Source organism: Micromonospora sonneratiae, from assembly GCF_042679305.1.
Lineage (GTDB): Bacteria > Actinomycetota > Actinomycetes > Mycobacteriales > Micromonosporaceae > Micromonospora_H > Micromonospora_H sonneratiae.
Genome location: NZ_JBHTMP010000018.1, coordinates 1 through 17,127, shown reverse-complemented (window position 1 = coordinate 17,127; position 17,127 = coordinate 1). Strand labels below are relative to the sequence as shown.

The window sequence follows — 17,127 nt, the reverse complement described above, 5'->3', positions numbered from 1 at the left end:
CCCCGTGCGACGAACGTTCGTGGCGGTCCTCGCCGCCGTGTCCATGACCATCACCGGCACCACCCTGGCCGGCACACCCGCCCAGGCCAAGCCCCGGGTCACCGCCCAACCGGGCAGCCCCGGCATCGGTGACAGCTACTACCCCGAATACGGCAACGGTGGCTACGACGTCGACCACTACGACATCCGCCTGCGCTACAACCCGGCGAACGACCAACTCACCGGCACCACTACGATCCTGGCGCGGGCCACCCAGGACCTCTCCCGGTTCAACCTGGACTTCCTGCTCAACGTGTCGTCCGTACGGGTGAACGGCTGGAGCGCCACCCATGCCCGCGCCGGTGCCCACGAACTGGTCGTCACGCCGGCCCGGACGATCCGTGCCGGCCAGTCGTTGACGGTGGTCGTGCAGTACTCCGGCGTTCCGTCACAGGTGCTGTACGACGGGTACACCGCCTGGCGACGCACGGCCGACGGCGCGATGGCCGTCAACGAGCCGGAGTCGGCCTGGTGGTGGTACCCCAGCAACGACCACCCGCTCGACAAGGCGACCTTCGACGTCTCGGTGTCGGTGCCGGACGGCGTCGAGGTGATCAGCAACGGTGTGCAGCCCCGACCGCCGATCGGCGAGCTGCTCGGCTGGACGCGCTGGATCTGGCGGACCACCAAGCCGACCGCCACCTACCTGACCTTCCTGACGATCGGGCAGTACGACATCGTCACCGACACCGCACCCAACGGGCAGCAGGTGATCAACGCGTACCACGTCGGTCTGGGTGAGCTGGGCAATGCGGCACGGGCCAGCATCGAGCGGACCGCCGAGGTGGTCGAGTGGTCCAGCGGCCTGTTCGGGCCGTGGCCGTTCGAGGCACAGGGTGGGGTGGCCGGGCCGCTGGACGGGATCGGCTTCGCCCTGGAGACACAGACCCGCCCGGTGTACGGGCCGGGCTTCTGGCGGCGCGGGTCGAACCCGTACGTGATCGTGCACGAGATTGCCCACCAGTGGTTCGGTGACTCGGTCTCGGTCGCCGAGTGGCGCAACATCTGGCTTAACGAGGGGTTCGCCTCGTACGCGGAGTGGCTGTGGTCGGAGGCGCAGGGCGAGGGCACCGCGCAGGAGGTGTTCGACTTCACCTACGCGTCCTATCCGGAGTCGTCGTCGTTCTGGCAGGTGCTGCCCGGTGCACCCGGACCGGACCTGATCTTCCACGGCGCGGTCTACGACCGGGGCGCGATGGCCGTACACCAGTTGCGCCTGGCCGTCGGTGACGACGCGTTCTTCCAGATCCTGAAGGCCTGGACGTCGAGCCGGCAGTACGGCAACGGCACGATCGAGCAGTTCCAGGCGCTGGCCGAGCAGATCTCCGGTCAGGACCTCTCGGCGGTGCTCACGACCTGGCTGTTCACGGCGGGTCGGCCGGACCTGACCGGCGGGGCGGACGCGCAGGCCCGGATCGCCGCCGCGACGCAACCGAAGTCGTGGACGAAGCTGCGGGAGTCGCAGCAGTTCCTGGCCCGCTGACCCGTTCGGTGCCATGGCGTCCTGTCCGATCGGAGCCGGATCGGGCAGGACGCCCACACCGGGGTTCGTTCACACCGGTACCGGCGTACCGAGATGCCGGGTAAGGGCGGTGGGCAGGTCGGCCCCGGTGCCGGACCAGGCGACGTAGCCGTCGGGGCGTACCAGGGTGGGGGTCGGCCCCTGGTCGACGGCCGTGACCAGCCGGAGCCGGTCGGCCCAGCCGCGAACCGAAGCGGCCAGCGAAGCAGGGGCCAGCAGGACGAACTTCCCCTCCCCGAGCGCCGGATAGAGCCGTTGCCCGTCGCGCAGCGCAACGTCACGGGCCCGGGGTGCGTCCGGATAGTCGATGCCGATGCCGGAGACGGTGCCGGCCAGGGCCCGGACGACCGGCGGCACGCGGAGGAGCAGCGCGCCGAGCACGTTGCGGGCCATCCGACCGACCCGTGGTCCGACCAGTGCGGCCCGGATGATGGCCCCGCTGCTGCGTAGCACGAGTTTGCCGACCGGGTGCCGTTCTGCCTGGTAGCTGTCGAGCAGTCCGGCCGGCGCCCAGCCCCGGATCGACGCCGCCAGCTTCCAGCTCAGGTTGGCGGCATCCTGGAGACCGGTGTTCATGCCCTGACCGCCGGCCGGGGTGTGTACGTGCGCGGCGTCACCGGCCAGGAAGACCCGACCGACCCGGTAGTGCGGGGCCTGGCGCTCGTCGCTGTGGAAGCGGGACAGCCAACGGGCCTCCTGGAGGCCGAAGTCGGTGCCGAACACGTGCTGGACAACCTCGCGGACCTCTTCGAGGTCGACCGGGGCGCTGTCGGGCAGTTGGCGGTGCCGGTTCCAGGCGAAGATCCGGTGCCAGCCATCGCCGAAGGGGGCGATGAACGCGAAATGGTCGCCGACGCCGTTGGCCGTCAGTACGTCGGGTGGGGCATCGGTCAGCCGTACGTCGGCCAGCATGATCGAGCGAATCACCGACCTTCCGGGGAACGGCAGGCCGACCGCGTCGCGGACCGTGCTGTGTACGCCGTCGGCGCCGACGACATGGTCCGCCCGGAGGGTGCTGGTCCCGTCGCCGCTGCCCACGTCGAGTTCGACCTGGTCGGCGTCCTGCCGGAGGGTGACCAGTTCGGCCCCCCTGACGATCCGGGCGCCGGCCTTGACCGCCCGGGTCTCCAGGACCCGCTCCACGTTGTACTGCGGGGTGACCAGTACGAACGGGAATCGGCTCGGCAGCCGGGACATGTCCAACCGGATCCCGCCGAAGAGCCGGAACCTGTGGAGCGCCGTGCCCGTGGCGACGAGTTCGTCGGCGAGGCCCCGGGCGTCGAGCAGTTCCAGGGTCCGGGCGTGTACGACGAACGCCCTGGTCAGGTTCGACTCGTGGCTCCGTCGTTCGAGGACGGTGACGTCCATTCCGGCGGCGGCCAGGTCACCGGCCAGCAGCAGCCCGGTCGGGCCGGCTCCGACGATCGCGACGGTGGTGCGGGTGGGGATGGCAGCCATGTCGACCTCCATTGGGGAACGCCTGTTCGCCAACACCTGTTGACAACGATAGGCCTCACTGGAATTAGCCGTCAACGCTTGTTGGCAAACGCTTGTAGGCAAACAAGTGTTGATCTAGAGTCGGGGCATGTCTTCGACACCCCGCCGATCGGACGGCACCCGGGCGACGATCCTCGCCGCGGCCCGCGAGCGGTTCGCCGCGGACGGCTTCGAGCGGGCCACCATCCGCGCCATCGCCGCCGACGCGGGCATCGACCCGTCGATGGTGATGCGCTACTACGGCAGCAAGGACCAGCTCTTCGCTGCCGCCGCCGACTTCGACCTGCGCCTGCCCGACCTCGGCAAACTGCCACCCGACCAGATCGGCGGCACGGTCGTCACACACTTCCTGAAGGTGTGGGAGGGGAACGGGACCTTCCAGGCACTGATCCGGGCCGGGGCCACCAACGACAGCGCCGCCGAGCGGATGCGGGAGATCTTCGGTAGACAACTCGGCCCGATGGTGGCCGCGATCGTGCCCGATCCGCAGGAAGCGACCAAACGGGCCGGCATCATGGCGACCCAGATGCTGGGGTTCGCCCTCTGCCGCTACGTGCTCCGCCTGCCACCCGTCGTCTCCCTCACCCACGACGAGGTGATCGCCTGGCTGGCCCCGACGATCCAGCGATACCTGACCTCGGATGCGGCATCATCCTGACCATGCAGCAGTTGCCCCTGCCGGAGAACCTGGCCGGCGCCGCCGAGCAGGATCTCTTCCCGCAGCGCCGCGCCTGGATCGCCGACCTGCCGAACACCGTACGGATGCTGGTCGACCGGTGGGAGTTACGGCTCGGGGCTCCCTTCCAGCCGGGTGGACAGTGTTCCTGGGTCGCCCCGGCCCGGGACAGCGCCGGACGTGAACTGGTGCTCAAGGTCGGTTGGGCGCACGAGGAATCCACCCACGAGGTCGACGCGTTACGGCTGTGGAACGGCGACGGCGCGGTGCTGCTGCACGACGCGTACGCCTTCGTCGACACCAGCGCCCTGCTGTTGGAGCCGTGCCGGCCCGGTACGACGTTGGGCAACGTGCTCGACGACTCGGCGCGGGATCTCGTGGTCGCCGACCTGCTGCCCCGGCTGTGGCAGGCACCGGCCGGTGGACCGTTTCGTCCGTTGAAGCAGATGTGCGACGACTGGGCTGACGAGTTCGACGAAAGAACTGCCGCTACCGGACCACCCGTGCTCGATTCCGGTCTCGATCCCGGGCTCATCCGAGCGGGAATTCAGCTGTTCCGGGAGTTACCCACCACCGCCGAGCGCCACGTGCTGCTCTGCACCGATCTGCATGCGGGCAACATACTGGCCGCCCGACGCCAGCCGTGGCTGGTCATCGACCCCAAGCCGTACGTCGGGGACCCGACCTACGACGTACTTCAGCACATGTTGAACAACCGACCCCGGTTGGAGCGCGACCCGGTCACGTTCGCCCGACGGATGGCCCAACTGCTCGACCTCGACCCCGGTCGTCTCCAGCTTTGGCTGTTCGCCCGGAGCGTCCAGGAGTCCCTAGACAGCCCCTGGCTCGGCGCGGTGGCGGCGCAGCTCCGGCCCTCCTGACCGGCACCTGCCCCGGGCGGCCCTCTGCTCTGCTTGCCCCTCGGGCAACGTCTGTCGGACGATACCGGTCGGACAACGTCTGTCGGACGATACCGGTCCGGCAATGCCTGTCGTCCGGTGGTCGGACGATCGGCTGCTGCCTCCGGGGCAGCAGAGCAGAGGGCTACGGCAACTGGTTACCGACGGACCGCGAGCGGCTGCGCCGACGGGCTGACCGGGGCCGGCAGGTCCCCTACCCCGCCCAGATAGGCGTGGATCGCGGCGGCGGCGGCCCGTCCCTCGGCGATCGCCCAGACGATCAACGATGCGCCCCGGTGCATGTCCCCGGCGACGAACACCCCGTCGGTCGAGGTCTGCCAGTCCGGCCGGGCGTCGATGGCACCGCGTCCGTTGCGGGCCAGCCCGAACTGGTCGAGCAGCGGCTGCTCCTCGGTCCCCTCGAAGCCGATCGCCAGCAGCACCAGGTCGGCCGGCAGTTCCCGTTCCGTACCGGGCACCGCGGTGACGATCCGCCGACCGTCACGCTTCTCCACGGTCACCTCGGCGATCCGGACCGCCCGTACCGCACCGGTGCCGTCGTCGACGAACTCCTGCACCGCCACCGCGAACACCCGTTCGCCGCCCTCCTCATGGGCCGGGTAGTCCCGCAGGATCCACGGCCAGGTCGGCCACGGGTCGCGGTCGCCGTCCCGGGTATGCGGCGGCTGCGGGTACTGGTCGAGCTGGTGTACGCCGGCCGCGCCCTGCCGGTGGGCCACGCCCAGGCAGTCCGCCCCGGTGTCGCCACCGCCGATGATCACCACGTGCCTGCCGGCGGCGTCGATCGGAGTCGACTCCTCGCCCGAGCGCGAGGAATCGGCCGGCTCAGCCCGCCCGCTCACCACCCGGTTGGCCGCGACCAGATGCTCCATCGCCTGGTGGATTCCGCGCAGGGCGCGTCCCGGCGTCTCCGGGGTGTCCCGGCCGGCCAACGCCCCGCAGGCCAGCAGCACCGCGTCGTACTCAGCCCGCAACTGCTCGGCGGTGACGTCCACGCCGACGTCGACCCCGGTCTCGAAGTGCACCCCCTCGGCGGTGAGCTGTTCCAGCCGCCGGTCGATGTGCTGCTTCTCCAGCTTGAAGTCGGGGATGCCGTAGCGCAGCAGACCACCGATCGCGTCGTCCCGCTCGTACACGGTCACCGCGTGTCCGGCCCGGGCGAGCTGCTGGGCGGCGGCCAGGCCGGCCGGTCCGGAGCCGACCACCGCGACCCGCTTGCCGGTCGGGGCCGGCACCGCCTCCGGGGTGACCAGGTCCAGGTCGAAGGCACGGTTGACGATCTCGACCTCGACCTGCTTGATGGCCACCGGATCCGCCCCGAGGCCCAGGACGCAGGCCGCCTCACAGGGCGCCGGGCAGAGCCGCCCGGTGAACTCCGGGAAGTTGTTGGTGGCGTGCAACGCCTCGATCGCCGCCGCCCAGCCACCGGTACGGACCAGGTCGTTCCAGTCCGGGATGCGGTTGCCGAGCGGACAACCGTCGTGGCAGAACGGGATGCCACAGTCCATGCACCGGGTCGCCTGTTGCCGGATCAGCTGCTCGTCGGCCGGCGGATAGACCTCCCGCCAGTCCGAGATGCGTACCGGCACCGGCCGGCGGGCCGGCAACTGCCGTGGGTAGCGCAGGAAACCGTTCGGGTCAGGCACGAGCCACCTCCTGGGACGCCCGCTGCACGGGGGCGACCGGCGCGGGACCACCGGCCGCTGGGGCGGCCAGCGCGGTCATCACCGCGTCATCGACGTCGTGGCCGGCGGCTTCGGCGGCCCGCATGATCTCCTTCACCCGCTTGTAGTCCCGGGGGACCACTGCGGTGAACTCCTCGACCGCCTCCGGCCAGCGCTTGAGCAACTGCTCGGCCAGTGCGGAGTCGGTCTCGGCGAAGTGCCGCTGCACCAGGTTGTGCAGGGCCACCCGCTCGTCGTCGGTCAACGGCGCGAGGTCGACCAGTTCGGTGTTGACCCGACGCCGGTCCAGCCGCCACACGAACGCCGTACCACCGGACATGCCGGCGGCGAAGTTACGCCCGGTCGGCCCGAGCACCACCACCGTGCCACCGGTCATGTACTCGCAGCCGTGGTCACCGACGCCCTCGACCACGGTCACCGCGCCGGAGTTGCGTACGGCGAACCGCTCCCCGACCCGGCCGCGCAGGAACACCTCGCCGCTGGTCGCGCCGTACAAAATGGTGTTACCGGCGATGATCTGGTCCTCGGCCCGGGCCCCCGCAGCGGCGTCACCGCCGGCGAACGGGGCCGCCGGATCGGGGCGTACCACGATCCGACCGCCGGAGAGTCCCTTGCCGACGTAGTCGTTGGCGTCGCCGTACAACCGCAGGGTCACCCCGCTCGGCAGGAACGCGCCCAGCGACTGCCCGGCGGTGCCGTGCAGGGCGAACTCGATGGTGTCCGCCGGCAGACCGGTCCCGCCGTAGCGGCGGGTCACCTCGCCGCCGAGCATCGCGCCGACGCTGCGGTGCTCGTTGCGTACCGAAACGTCGGCCCGGACCGGCGTGCCGTCGCGCAGCGCCGGCTCGGCCAGCGCCAGCAGCTCGTTGTCCAGGGCCTGGGCCAGGCCGTGGTCCTGGGCCCGGATGCCCCGCCGCGCCGCGCCCTCCGGCAGCTCCGGCAGTTGGAGTACGGGCCGCAGGTCCAGCCCGCTGGCCTTCCAGTGCGCCACCGCCGGGGCGAAGTCCAGCAGCTCGCTCTGGCCGATCGCCTCCTCGATGGTGCGGAAGCCCAGTTCGGCCAGGTAGCCACGAACCTCCTCGGCGAGGAAGAGGAAGAAGTTCTCCACGAACTCGGGCTTGCCGGTGAACCGCTCACGTAGCACCGGGTTCTGGGTGGCGATGCCGACCGGGCAGGTGTCCAGGTGGCAGACCCGCATCATCACGCAGCCCTCGACGATCAGCGGGGCGGTGGCAAAGCCGTACTCCTCGGCCCCGAGCAGCGCCGCGACCACCACGTCCCGGCCGGTCTTGAGCTGGCCGTCGACCTGCACGGTGACCCGGTCGCGCAGCCGGTTGAGCAGCAGGGTCTGCTGCGCCTCGGCCAGCCCCAGCTCCCATGGCGTACCGGCGTGCTTGAGCGAGTTGAGCGGGGACGCCCCGGTGCCACCGTCGTGACCGGAGATCAGGATGACGTCCGCCTTGAGCTTGGCCACCCCGGCGGCGACGGTGCCGACACCGATCTCGCTGACCAGTTTGACGTGCACCCGGGCCGCCGGGTTGACGCACTTGAGGTCGTGGACGAGCTGGGCCAGGTCCTCGATCGAGTAGATGTCGTGGTGCGGCGGCGGGGAGATCAGTCCGACGCCCGGCGTCGCGTGCCGGGTACGGGCGATCCACGGCCACACCTTGTTGCCGGGCAGCTGACCGCCCTCGCCCGGCTTCGCGCCCTGCGCCATCTTGATCTGGAGGTCGTCGGCGTTGACCAGGTATTCGCTGGTCACCCCGAACCGGCCGCTGGCGATCTGCTTGACCGCCGAGCGCCGTTGCGGGTCGTACAGCCGCTCGACGTCCTCGCCACCCTCGCCGGTGTTGGACTTGCCGCCGAGGCGGTTCATCGCCACGGCCAGGGTCTCGTGCGCCTCGGCCGAGATCGAGCCGTACGACATGGCGCCGGTGGCGAACCGTTTGACGATCTCGCTGGCCGGCTCGACCTCGGCCAGTGGTACGGGTGGGCGTACCCCGGTGCGCAGGGTGAAGAGTCCCCGCAGCGAGCCGGCTCGGGCGGCCAGTTCGTCGACCTTCGCGGTGTACTGCTGGAAGACCTCGTACTGGCGGCTGCGGGTGGCGTGTTGCAGCAGGAAGACCGTTTCCGGGTTGAACAGGTGCAGTTCGCCGTCCCGCCGCCACTGGTATTCGCCACCGGGCGACAGTCGGCGGCGTGGCTCCCGGCCGTCGGCCTCTCCCGAGGTGCTGCGGTCGGTGGCTCCGGCCGGCCAGGCCAGCGTGTGCCGGGCGGCGACCTCGGCGTGGATCTCGGCCAGGCCGATCCCGCCGATCCGCCCCGGGGTGCCGGCGAAGTACCGCTGCACCAGCCGGTTGTCCAGTCCGACCGCCTCGAAGACCTGGGCACCGCAGTACGACGACACCGTCGAGATGCCCATCTTCGACATGATCTTCAGGACGCCCTTGCCAAGCGCCTTGACGTAGTTACGGATCGCTGCGGCGGGCTCGACGCCGACGAGTGCCCCGGTGGCGATGAGGTCCTCGACCGACTCGAAGGCCAGGTACGGGTTGACCGCCGCCGCGCCGTAGCCGATCAGGACCGCGGCGTGGTGCACCTCCCGACAGTCGCCGGACTCGACGACCAGCGCCACCCGGGTCCGGGTCTGCTCGCGGATCAGGTGCTGGTGTACGGCGGCGGTGAGCAGCAGCGAGGGGATGGGGGCCAGGTCGGCGTTGGAGTCCCGGTCGGAGAGGACCAGGATGCGTACCCCGTCCTCGATCGCCTCGGAGACGTGCCGGCAGATCTCGGTCAGCCGTCCCTTGATGCCGGCCGCGCCGTCCCGGATGCGGTACAGCCCGGAGACCCGTACCGCCTTGAAGCCGGGCAGGTCGCCGTCCTCGTCGATGGAGAGGATCTTGGCCAGCTCGTCGTTGTCGATCACTGGGTACGGCAGCACGATCTGCCGACAGCTCGCCGGACCGGGGTCGAGCAGGTTGCCCTCGGGGCCGATGGTGGACTGGAGGCTGGTGACCAGTTCCTCCCGGATCGCGTCCAACGGCGGGTTCGTCACCTGGGCGAAGAGCTGGTGGAAGTAGTCGTAGAGCAGCCGGGGGCGGGTGGACAGCGGTGCGATCGGGGTGTCCGTGCCCATCGAACCCAACGGCTCCGCCCCGGTACGCGCCATCGGACCGAGCAGGATCTTCAGCTCCTCCTCGGTGTAACCGAAGGTCTGCTGGCGGCGGCGTACCGAGTCGTGGGTGTAGACGATGTGCTCGCGGGGCGGCAGGTCGCCCAGCTCGATCAGTCCGGCGTGCAGCCAGTCGGCGTACGGCGCGGCGGCGGCCAGTTCCGCCTTGATCTCGTCGTCGTGCACGATCCGACCGGCCACCGTGTCGACCAGGAACATCCGGCCCGGCTGCAACCGCCCCTTGGCCACCACCGTCGCCGGATCGAGGTCGAGCACACCGGCCTCGCTGCCCAGCACGACCAGCCCGTCCGAGGTCTGCCACCAGCGGCCGGGACGCAGTCCGTTGCGGTCCAGCACCGCACCGACCACCGACCCGTCGGTGAAGGCGACCGAGGCCGGACCGTCCCACGGTTCCATCAGGCTGGCGTGGAAGCGGTAGAACGACCGCTCGGCCGGATCCATGTCCGGGTCGTTCTCCCAGGCCTCCGGGATCATCATCAGTACGGCGTGCGGCAGGCTCCGGCCGGCCAGGTGCAGCAGCTCCAGGACCTCGTCGAAGTTGGCCGAGTCGGAGGCGTCCGGGGTACAGATCGGGAAGAGCCGGCGAAGGTTCCCGGGGATTTCGGGGCTGGCCAGCAACGCCTCCCGGGCGTTCATCCAGTTCTTGTTGCCCCGGATGGTGTTGATCTCGCCGTTGTGCGCGATGAACCGGTACGGGTGCGCCAGCGGCCAGGACGGGAACGTGTTGGTGGAGAACCGGGAGTGCACCAGCGCGATCGCGCTGCTGATCCGCTCGTCGGCCAGGTCCGGGAAGAACACCGGCAGCTGGTCGGGCGTCAGCATTCCCTTGTAGACCATCGTCCGGGAGGACAGCGACGGGAAGTACGTGGCGATCCCCCGCTCGGCGGTCTCCCGCTCGGTCTGCTTCCGTACGGCGAAGGCGACCCGGTCAAGGTCGAGGCCGGTCAGCGCCTCGCCGGCCCGACCCGTCGGACCGTCGGTGAGCCGACGCGCGGCGAGGAAGATCTGCCGGATGGCGGGCCGGGCGGCCAGTGCGGTGGCCCCGAGGTCCCCGGGCTCCACCGGCACCTCCCGCCAGCCGAGGATCTCCACCCCCTCCACCAGGGCGTACTTCTCCAGCACGGTCCGGGCGCGGGTCTGATCGGTCGGGTCGGCGGGGAGGAAGACCAGACCGGTGACGTACTGCCCGACCGGCGGCAGCGGAAAGTCGACGACCTCCCGCAGGAAGCCGTCCGGCACCTGGATCATGATTCCGGCACCATCGCCGGTGTTCTCCTCGGCACCCCGGGCGCCCCGATGGTCGAGCCGACGCAACGCGGACAGCCCCTTGGCAACAACGTCGTGGGACCGGCGGCCGTGCAGATCCGCCACGAACGCCACACCGCAGGCATCACGCTCCTGGGCCGGGTCGTACAGGCCTGCGGCCTGCGTGTCCGGGCGGTCACGGTGCGGGAAGAGGTGCGGTCCCTGAGGGTACGGAAGGGCCACCGGGCCTCCTGTCGTCACGAGATTTCGATCATGGTCGGGACGACGTCGGCCCTGCGCGTTTACTGAGTCTACGTTAGGGAACACCGGGTTCCACCAGTACGGATTGATCACACGTCCACCATCTGGGAACGGTAATCTCGCGCGGTGACCACCATAAACGATGAGCTGTTTACTCGGTTGGAGCACTTTTACGACGCCGTGCCGCGCGATGCGGCGCGATCAGAGGAGTTCGGCGGGCTGACCCTTTTCGTCCGCAACGGTGATGGTTGGCCGTTCTACGCTCGCCCCCGCCTCGACGCGTCCAGCCCACCGTCAGCCGCCGACATCCTCGCCGTACGGCAGCGGCAGCGTGACCTCGGTGTGCCGGAGGCCTTCGAGTGGGTACACGAGTACAGCCGGGACCTGTTGGCGATCGCCCGGTCGGCCGGTCTGTCGGTACTCGAGGCACCGCTGATGGTGCTGGACCGCGAGGCGCTGCCACCAGCCACCGCCCTGCCCGGCGTGTCGGTACGGATTGCGGACCCCGCCGCCGAGAGCTTCGCCATGGACATCGCGACCCAGCGGGCGGTCGCGTCGGTCGGCTTCAGCATGCCGGGTACGGCCAGGGGCGACGTCGGCTCGGCCGAGCGGGACACGATGCTGGCCGAACTGCCACCGGAGTCACTCGCCGAGGAGCGGTCCCGCGCGGAGGCGGGTCAGCGGCTGACCGCACTGGCCGAGCTGGCACCACACGGCGCGGTGGCCGGCGGTATAGCGATGCGGGTGGACGACGTCGCCGAGATCGCCGGAGTGGCCACCCTGCCGGCCGCCCGTCGGCGGGGGCTCGGTGCGGCGGTCACCTGCGCACTCGCCCGTCGGCTGCTGGCCGACGGGGTCAGCCTGGTGTTCCTCTCCGCCGGCAGCGAGGACATCGCGCGGGTCTATCTACGGGCCGGCTTCCGCCGGGTGGGTACCGCCTGCATCGCCGAGCCAGCCGCCGTTCCGGCTCCCTGAGTCGCCCGTTCCCTTCCCTGCCGGCCGGGGCACGGTCGACCACTTCCGTGGCCCGGACCGCCCGGCCGGTATCGGGGGTTCTCCGACGTGGACCGCCCGGGCGTCCCTACACACTGGATGGACGGGCGGGTTTCGGCGGCCGACGTACGCCACGGCCGATGTAGGCGACGGCCGATGTACCCAGCGGCCGACGTACTCCTCGGACGGTATCGCTCGTGTCGACTGTGGACGACTGTGGACGGCCGGGTGACGTTCGACAATGTATTTTATAAAGGCAATTCAGCAACCGACGCATCCGTCACGAATGCCGGGGCCGTACCCAACGGGCCGACCAACGACAGCGTCGTAACAATCACCGCCGAATTGTTAACGCCGCCGCTGCCACCACCTCCTCGACCGCCTTGACGAGGTCACCCAGGACCGGTGGAAGCAGCCGCTGGGCGACCCCGAGTCGATCCGTCACCGAGCGGTCGAAGAGATTCAACACGCGGGTCATTCCGCCGGCGTGGACCAGAGCCGCCAACGCCGCGGTCTTGACGTCGAGCCGGTCGTGCTGGGCCAATACGGCACCCAGCCGTACCCTCGGCCGGGCGACGGCATCCGGGTCCATGCCCGGCCAGCGTACGGTCACCCGTAGGCTCAATCCCCGCGTCTCCCGTCGGCTGACCAGGCCGGCGTCCACCAGGCGACGCCCGACCCGCTCCCGGACCCAGGGTTTGAGGTGCGACAGCCAGGCCTGCCGGTGGTGGCCGTCGCCGCGACGGACGATCTCCCCCAGCACCTCGTCGGTCACCGCTTCCCGCCACAGTCGATGGTCCGCCACCTGGACCTTTCCGTCGACGAACCTGATGCGGCCATCGAGCGTCAGTTCGACGAGTACCGCGCCGGCCAACGCGGCGTCGAGCGCGTCCGGACCAGCCACCGGCTTACCGGTGTGGTTGTCGTGAGCGATGAGAAAGAGCTGATCAGCAAGCCGTTGATCACCAATGAGCGAGTAGTCAGCCATATCCATCCTCGACGAGGCATCATGACACGTTGATTAACCGCCATATCGAAGCCGGACCGTACGCGATACCAAGTACACATTCAACCCCGAATACGGGATACCAACATCTCAGATCAGCAACATCCGAACGCACCCTGATGACATCCATAAGTTTGGATTTGCTGCATTAACATCGCGGCCCTACTGTGCGAGTCACCTCGATCGGTATACCTCCCCCCACAACCGAGGAACTTCTATGTCTACAGGCTTCTCCTCATTCGATGGCGGTCTACGTAGAGGCCGACTGGGAACGGGCCATCTCGTCTTCTTCACCGTCGCGGCATCGGCCCCGCTCACCGTTCTCGGTGGCGGCGTGACCACGATGTACGCGGTCAGTGGCAACATCGGCGGCGCGGTGTCCTACCTGCTCCTGGCGGCCGTACTCGGCATCTTCGCGGTCGGCTACGCGGCGATGAGCCGGCACGTGTCCAACGCGGGTGCCTTCTACTCGTACATCGCCAACGGACTCGGGCGAGGCGGCGGCGTGGTCGGCTCATTCATCGCCCTGGCCTCGTACAACGCCATCCAGATCGGGCTGTACGGGCTCTACGGCTCGATCGTCGCGGACTTCATGACCGCCAAGTTCGGCATCAGCCTCGACTGGTGGCTCTGGGCACTGCTGGCCTGGGCGGCGGTCGGACTCCTCGGCCTGCTGCGGGTGGACCTCAACGCCACCGTCCTGGCCGTGCTGCTGATCCTCGAGTGCCTGGCGGTGGCCATCTTCGACGTCGCGGCCCTCGGACATCCGGCCGGTGGTGCCATCACCCTCGACGGGCTCAATCCGGCCAACCTCTTCACCACCGGTCTCGGTGCCGTGCTGGCCCTGGGAATCGCCTCCTTCACCGGCTTCGAGTCCGGCGCCATCTACAGCGAGGAGGTCAGGGACCCGCGACGTACGGTCGCCCGCGCCACCTACATCGCCGTCGCCTTCACCGGCCTGTTCTACGCCATCTCCGCCTGGGCGCTGACCGTCGTCACCGGCCCGGAGAACGTGTCTGCCACCTCGGCAGCGGCCGGACCGGGCGCAATCTTCGACACCCTGTCCCGATACTCGGGGGTGTTGGTCGCTGACATCGCCAACGTCCTGTTCATCACCTCGGTACTCGCTGCGTTGCTGTCCTTCCACAACGGGGTGGCCCGTTACCTGTTCGCCCTCGGGCGGGAACGCGTGCTGCCCCAGTTCCTCAGTCGCGTCGGCGTACGCACCGGCGCACCGGTCGCCGGCTCACTGATGCAGACCGTACTGGCCCTGGTCGTCGTCGTCGCTTTCGTCAGCACCGGCCGCGACCCGGTCATCGACCTCTTCACCTGGTTCAGTGGCGTCTCCGCCGTGGGCGTCGTGCTGCTGATGACCCTCACCTCCGCCTCGGTCGTCGGCTACTTCAACCGCCACCCGCACACGGGCGAGAGCAGTTGGCAGCGGATCGTCGCACCCGCCCTCGCCACGGCCGCGCTGCTGTCCATCCTCGTCGTGCTGGTCGTCAACTTCGATGCCCTACTGGCTCCCAGCAATCCCGCCTACCTGGCCTGGCTACTGCCGAGCGTGATCGGGTTCGCCACCGCCGTCGGGTTGGTCTGGGGCGTCGTACTCAAAGCGGTCCGCCCGCAGGTCTATGCCGCCATCGGCCGGTCCACGGTCGACGCGACACAGGCCACGCTGCTGCCGGAATCCGAGCTCGTCGGCGCCCGGCACAACTGAGGAACCGGTCGTTCCAGGGGTCCGGACGGCCCCTGGAACGACCGTCGCAGACCCGATGACTGGAGAAACAGATGACGACCGAACAGATTCCCGTACGCCAGGCCACCGAAGCCGACCTCGACGAGCTGACGGCCGTACTGGCCACCGCCTTCCTGACCGACCCGGTCAGCGAATGGATCTTTCCGGAGGCTGATGAGCGGGCCCGCCTGCACCCGGCCTTCTTCCGTCCGTTCGTCGAGTTCGCGATGGCCGACGGCCTGATCGACACCACCGACGACCACACCGGTGTCGCGCTGTGGCTCGACGTCCGGACAGATGCGGCAACGGAGCCGGACGACCAGCTCACCCAACGACTCGAGACCCTGATCGGCGGAGCGGCGACCAAACGGTTCATGGTCCTGGATGGGCTGATGACGATGCACCACCCGCACCACGCCAACCACCAGTATCTGCCCTTCATCGCGGTACACCCGGACCGGCAGGGTGGCGGGATCGGCGCGGCGCTGCTGCGGCACCGGTTCGCACGACTCGACGAGGCCGGCGTTCCGGCCTATCTCGAGGCCAGCAGCCTGCGCAGCGCCGCACTCTACCAACGCCTCGGCTTCTCCCGGCTGCCGTTCACCCTCGATCTACCTGACGGCCCCAGCCTCTACCCGATGTGGCGCGACCCTAGCTGATGCGGCGCGACCCCGGCTGATGCGGCGCGACCCTGGCTGATTCGGTCCCGTCGCCTACCCGATAGTCGTCCACAAGGTACCGAGAAGGACGAAAGGCGAATCCGCACCGTATCGACACACCTGTTCGCGCCAATAGGATGCAGCCGAGCCGGAGATCCGTTGGAAGTGGGCAGTATGTCGGTCGTCTGTGACGAGTGTGGACAGCAGAACAAGGCCGAAAGCGCCTATTGCATGAACCCGTTCTGCTGCGCGCTGCTGCGTTCGCCAGCACGGACCACCCTGGCCGACCCGGATCCGGCCCCCCTGGGTGGTCGGCACCGTACGGAAAGAGCAGGCGATGCCCCGACCGGGCAGGAGGCCGCCGGCGGCGCTTCAGGACCGGGTAGGCCACGGCGGGCCACCATCCGACTGGTGTCGGCAGCCACCGTGGCTGGCCTGCTGCTCGGCGCCGGCACGGTCTGGCTGATCACGCGTGATCCAGTCCCGCCACCGGGGCTGGATCACGCCGCGCCACAGGCTGCGGTCTCCATCCTGCCCGGTCCGGACGTCGTCACCCCCACTGTCCCCCCGACCGAGGTGGTCACCCCGACCGGGGCCCCGCCCACCTCGCCGACCAGGTCGACTCCGCCGTCAGCGACCCCGAGCCCGCCCCGCACACCGGCGACGCCGTCTCCGACCCGACTGCCACCGACAACGACGGGCGGCCGACCAGCAACCGCCAGCCTGTCCCCCGAAGCCATAGCCATCTGCGTCTGGCCGGACGATCGCAGCTGGGTGCTGGACCTGCACGGAAAGGTCAGCAACGGCACGCTCGTGGGCGCGACCGGGTGGCACGGCGGCAGCAGGCCCGCCTCATACAGCCTCCCGGTCAGCGGCAACACCATCGACGGAATCATCCCACCGTCGTACCGGGACGAACTTTCCGGCGAGTCGGTTGCCTGGTCCATTAGGGCGACCCTCTCCGACGGGCGGACCCTGACTGCCTCCGGCACGGCCACGAATCCCTGCTGAGTCGACCCGTACGCCGGACGGCGGTCAGGTGCGGCGTTGATCGGAATCGGCAATGCTCGAAGTACGGCAATAGAATGCGGCGAAAGCCGGAATGCTATCGGGGGAGAGCAGAATGTCGGTCACGTGTGTCGAGTGTGGCCAGCCGGATGACGGCGGCGGTGCCTATTGCCTGAACCCGCTCTGTGGGGCACTGCTGGCGGTCCCACCAGCCGCGACCGCGAGCGGGAACACGCGCGCAGGCGGGAACCCGAGTGGGAGCGCAAGCCCGAGCGGGAACCCAAGCGGGAGCGCAGGCAGGGCGGAACACAGCAGGAAGAGCAGCGGCCGACGCCGTGCGCAGACCGGTACCGAGAGTGTCACCCCACCGGCGCCGGACGATCCCCCGCCTCCGTCAGAGCCAACCAGGAAGACAGTGCGGTCCACTGCCAATACCCCAGCCCCAGCCCCAGCGGCGGTGACCCCGGCTCCGGACCCGGTGCCGACACCCGCACCCGCGCCCGCACCGGCACCGGCACCACCGAAGAAGCCGGGCGACGGCTCCGGGCCGCTCACCTCGCGGCTGACCACAGGCCGGCTGGTGCCGGTGGCGCTGGTGGACACTCTGCTGCTCGGCGCGGGGGCGATCTGGCTGGCCAGCCGGGGCTCGGACCCGGCCCAGGGTGACGATCCCCGGGCCGGGGCC

11 protein-coding genes and 1 pseudogene are annotated in these 17,127 nt (G+C 69.7%); 8 read left to right on the top strand and 4 right to left on the bottom strand.

Annotated features, from left to right (window positions below; translation table 11 throughout):
* Positions 1 to 4 precede the first annotated feature (4 nt).
* Positions 5 to 1,522, top strand: a complete 1,518-nt coding sequence (locus tag ACFQ4H_RS13855) for a M1 family metallopeptidase (RefSeq protein ID WP_377570798.1) — start codon at positions 5 to 7, stop codon at positions 1,520 to 1,522.
* Between the two features lie 69 nt (positions 1,523 to 1,591).
* On the opposite strand, the gene ACFQ4H_RS13850 is transcribed toward ACFQ4H_RS13855, so the two are convergent.
* Positions 1,592 to 3,031: an FAD-dependent monooxygenase gene (locus tag ACFQ4H_RS13850; RefSeq protein ID WP_377570797.1), complete on the bottom strand. Its 1,440-nt coding sequence runs from the start codon at positions 3,029 to 3,031 to the stop codon at positions 1,592 to 1,594.
* 115 nt (positions 3,032 to 3,146) lie between these two features.
* On the opposite strand from ACFQ4H_RS13850, the gene ACFQ4H_RS13845 reads away from it, so the two are divergent.
* Together ACFQ4H_RS13845 and ACFQ4H_RS13840 are read left to right on the top strand one after the other, a co-directional pair.
* Positions 3,147 to 3,716: a TetR/AcrR family transcriptional regulator gene (locus ACFQ4H_RS13845; protein WP_377570794.1), complete on the top strand. Its 570-nt coding sequence runs from the start codon at positions 3,147 to 3,149 to the stop codon at positions 3,714 to 3,716.
* A gap of 2 nt (positions 3,717 to 3,718) precedes the next feature.
* The gene (locus ACFQ4H_RS13840; protein ID WP_377570792.1) at positions 3,719 to 4,615 is read left to right on the top strand and encodes an aminoglycoside phosphotransferase family protein; all 897 of its coding nucleotides are present in this window, start codon (positions 3,719 to 3,721) and stop codon (positions 4,613 to 4,615) included.
* A gap of 176 nt (positions 4,616 to 4,791) precedes the next feature.
* Here ACFQ4H_RS13840 and ACFQ4H_RS13835 read toward each other — a convergent pair whose 3' ends face one another.
* Together ACFQ4H_RS13835 and gltB are read right to left on the bottom strand one after the other, a co-directional pair.
* Positions 4,792 to 6,300 carry a glutamate synthase subunit beta gene (locus ACFQ4H_RS13835; RefSeq protein WP_377570790.1) on the bottom strand — a complete coding sequence of 503 codons (1,509 nt, stop codon included), beginning with the start codon at positions 6,298 to 6,300 and terminating at the stop codon, positions 4,792 to 4,794.
* Complete coding sequence (gene gltB, locus ACFQ4H_RS13830; RefSeq protein ID WP_377570788.1) at positions 6,293 to 11,020, bottom strand: glutamate synthase large subunit; 4,728 nt, start codon at positions 11,018 to 11,020, stop codon at positions 6,293 to 6,295. Before gltB ends, ACFQ4H_RS13835 begins: the two co-directional genes overlap by 8 nt.
* Before the next feature lie 144 nt (positions 11,021 to 11,164).
* Here gltB and ACFQ4H_RS13825 point away from each other — a divergent pair, with 144 nt between their 5' ends.
* The gene (locus ACFQ4H_RS13825; RefSeq protein ID WP_377570786.1) at positions 11,165 to 12,013 is read left to right on the top strand and encodes a GNAT family N-acetyltransferase; all 849 of its coding nucleotides are present in this window, start codon (positions 11,165 to 11,167) and stop codon (positions 12,011 to 12,013) included.
* Positions 12,014 to 12,365: 352 nt separating this feature from the next.
* On the opposite strand, the gene ACFQ4H_RS13820 is transcribed toward ACFQ4H_RS13825, so the two are convergent.
* On the bottom strand, positions 12,366 to 13,019 hold the full coding sequence (locus tag ACFQ4H_RS13820; protein WP_377570783.1) for a GOLPH3/VPS74 family protein: 654 nt from the start codon (positions 13,017 to 13,019) through the stop codon (positions 12,366 to 12,368).
* 235 nt (positions 13,020 to 13,254) lie between these two features.
* Between ACFQ4H_RS13820 and ACFQ4H_RS13815 the strand changes: the two genes are divergently transcribed.
* From ACFQ4H_RS13815 to ACFQ4H_RS13800, 4 genes and pseudogenes are all read left to right on the top strand, one after another.
* The gene (locus tag ACFQ4H_RS13815; protein WP_377570781.1) at positions 13,255 to 14,757 is read left to right on the top strand and encodes an APC family permease; all 1,503 of its coding nucleotides are present in this window, start codon (positions 13,255 to 13,257) and stop codon (positions 14,755 to 14,757) included.
* A 71-nt stretch (positions 14,758 to 14,828) separates the two neighbouring features.
* A complete protein-coding gene (locus ACFQ4H_RS13810) occupies positions 14,829 to 15,434 on the top strand; it encodes a GNAT family N-acetyltransferase (RefSeq protein ID WP_377570778.1) in 606 nt (201 codons plus the stop codon).
* 159 nt (positions 15,435 to 15,593) lie between these two features.
* Positions 15,594 to 16,445 carry a hypothetical protein gene (locus ACFQ4H_RS13805; protein ID WP_377570775.1) on the top strand — a complete coding sequence of 284 codons (852 nt, stop codon included), beginning with the start codon at positions 15,594 to 15,596 and terminating at the stop codon, positions 16,443 to 16,445.
* 454 nt (positions 16,446 to 16,899) lie between these two features.
* Positions 16,900 to 17,127: pseudogene (locus ACFQ4H_RS13800) on the top strand (hypothetical protein); the annotation flags it as partial.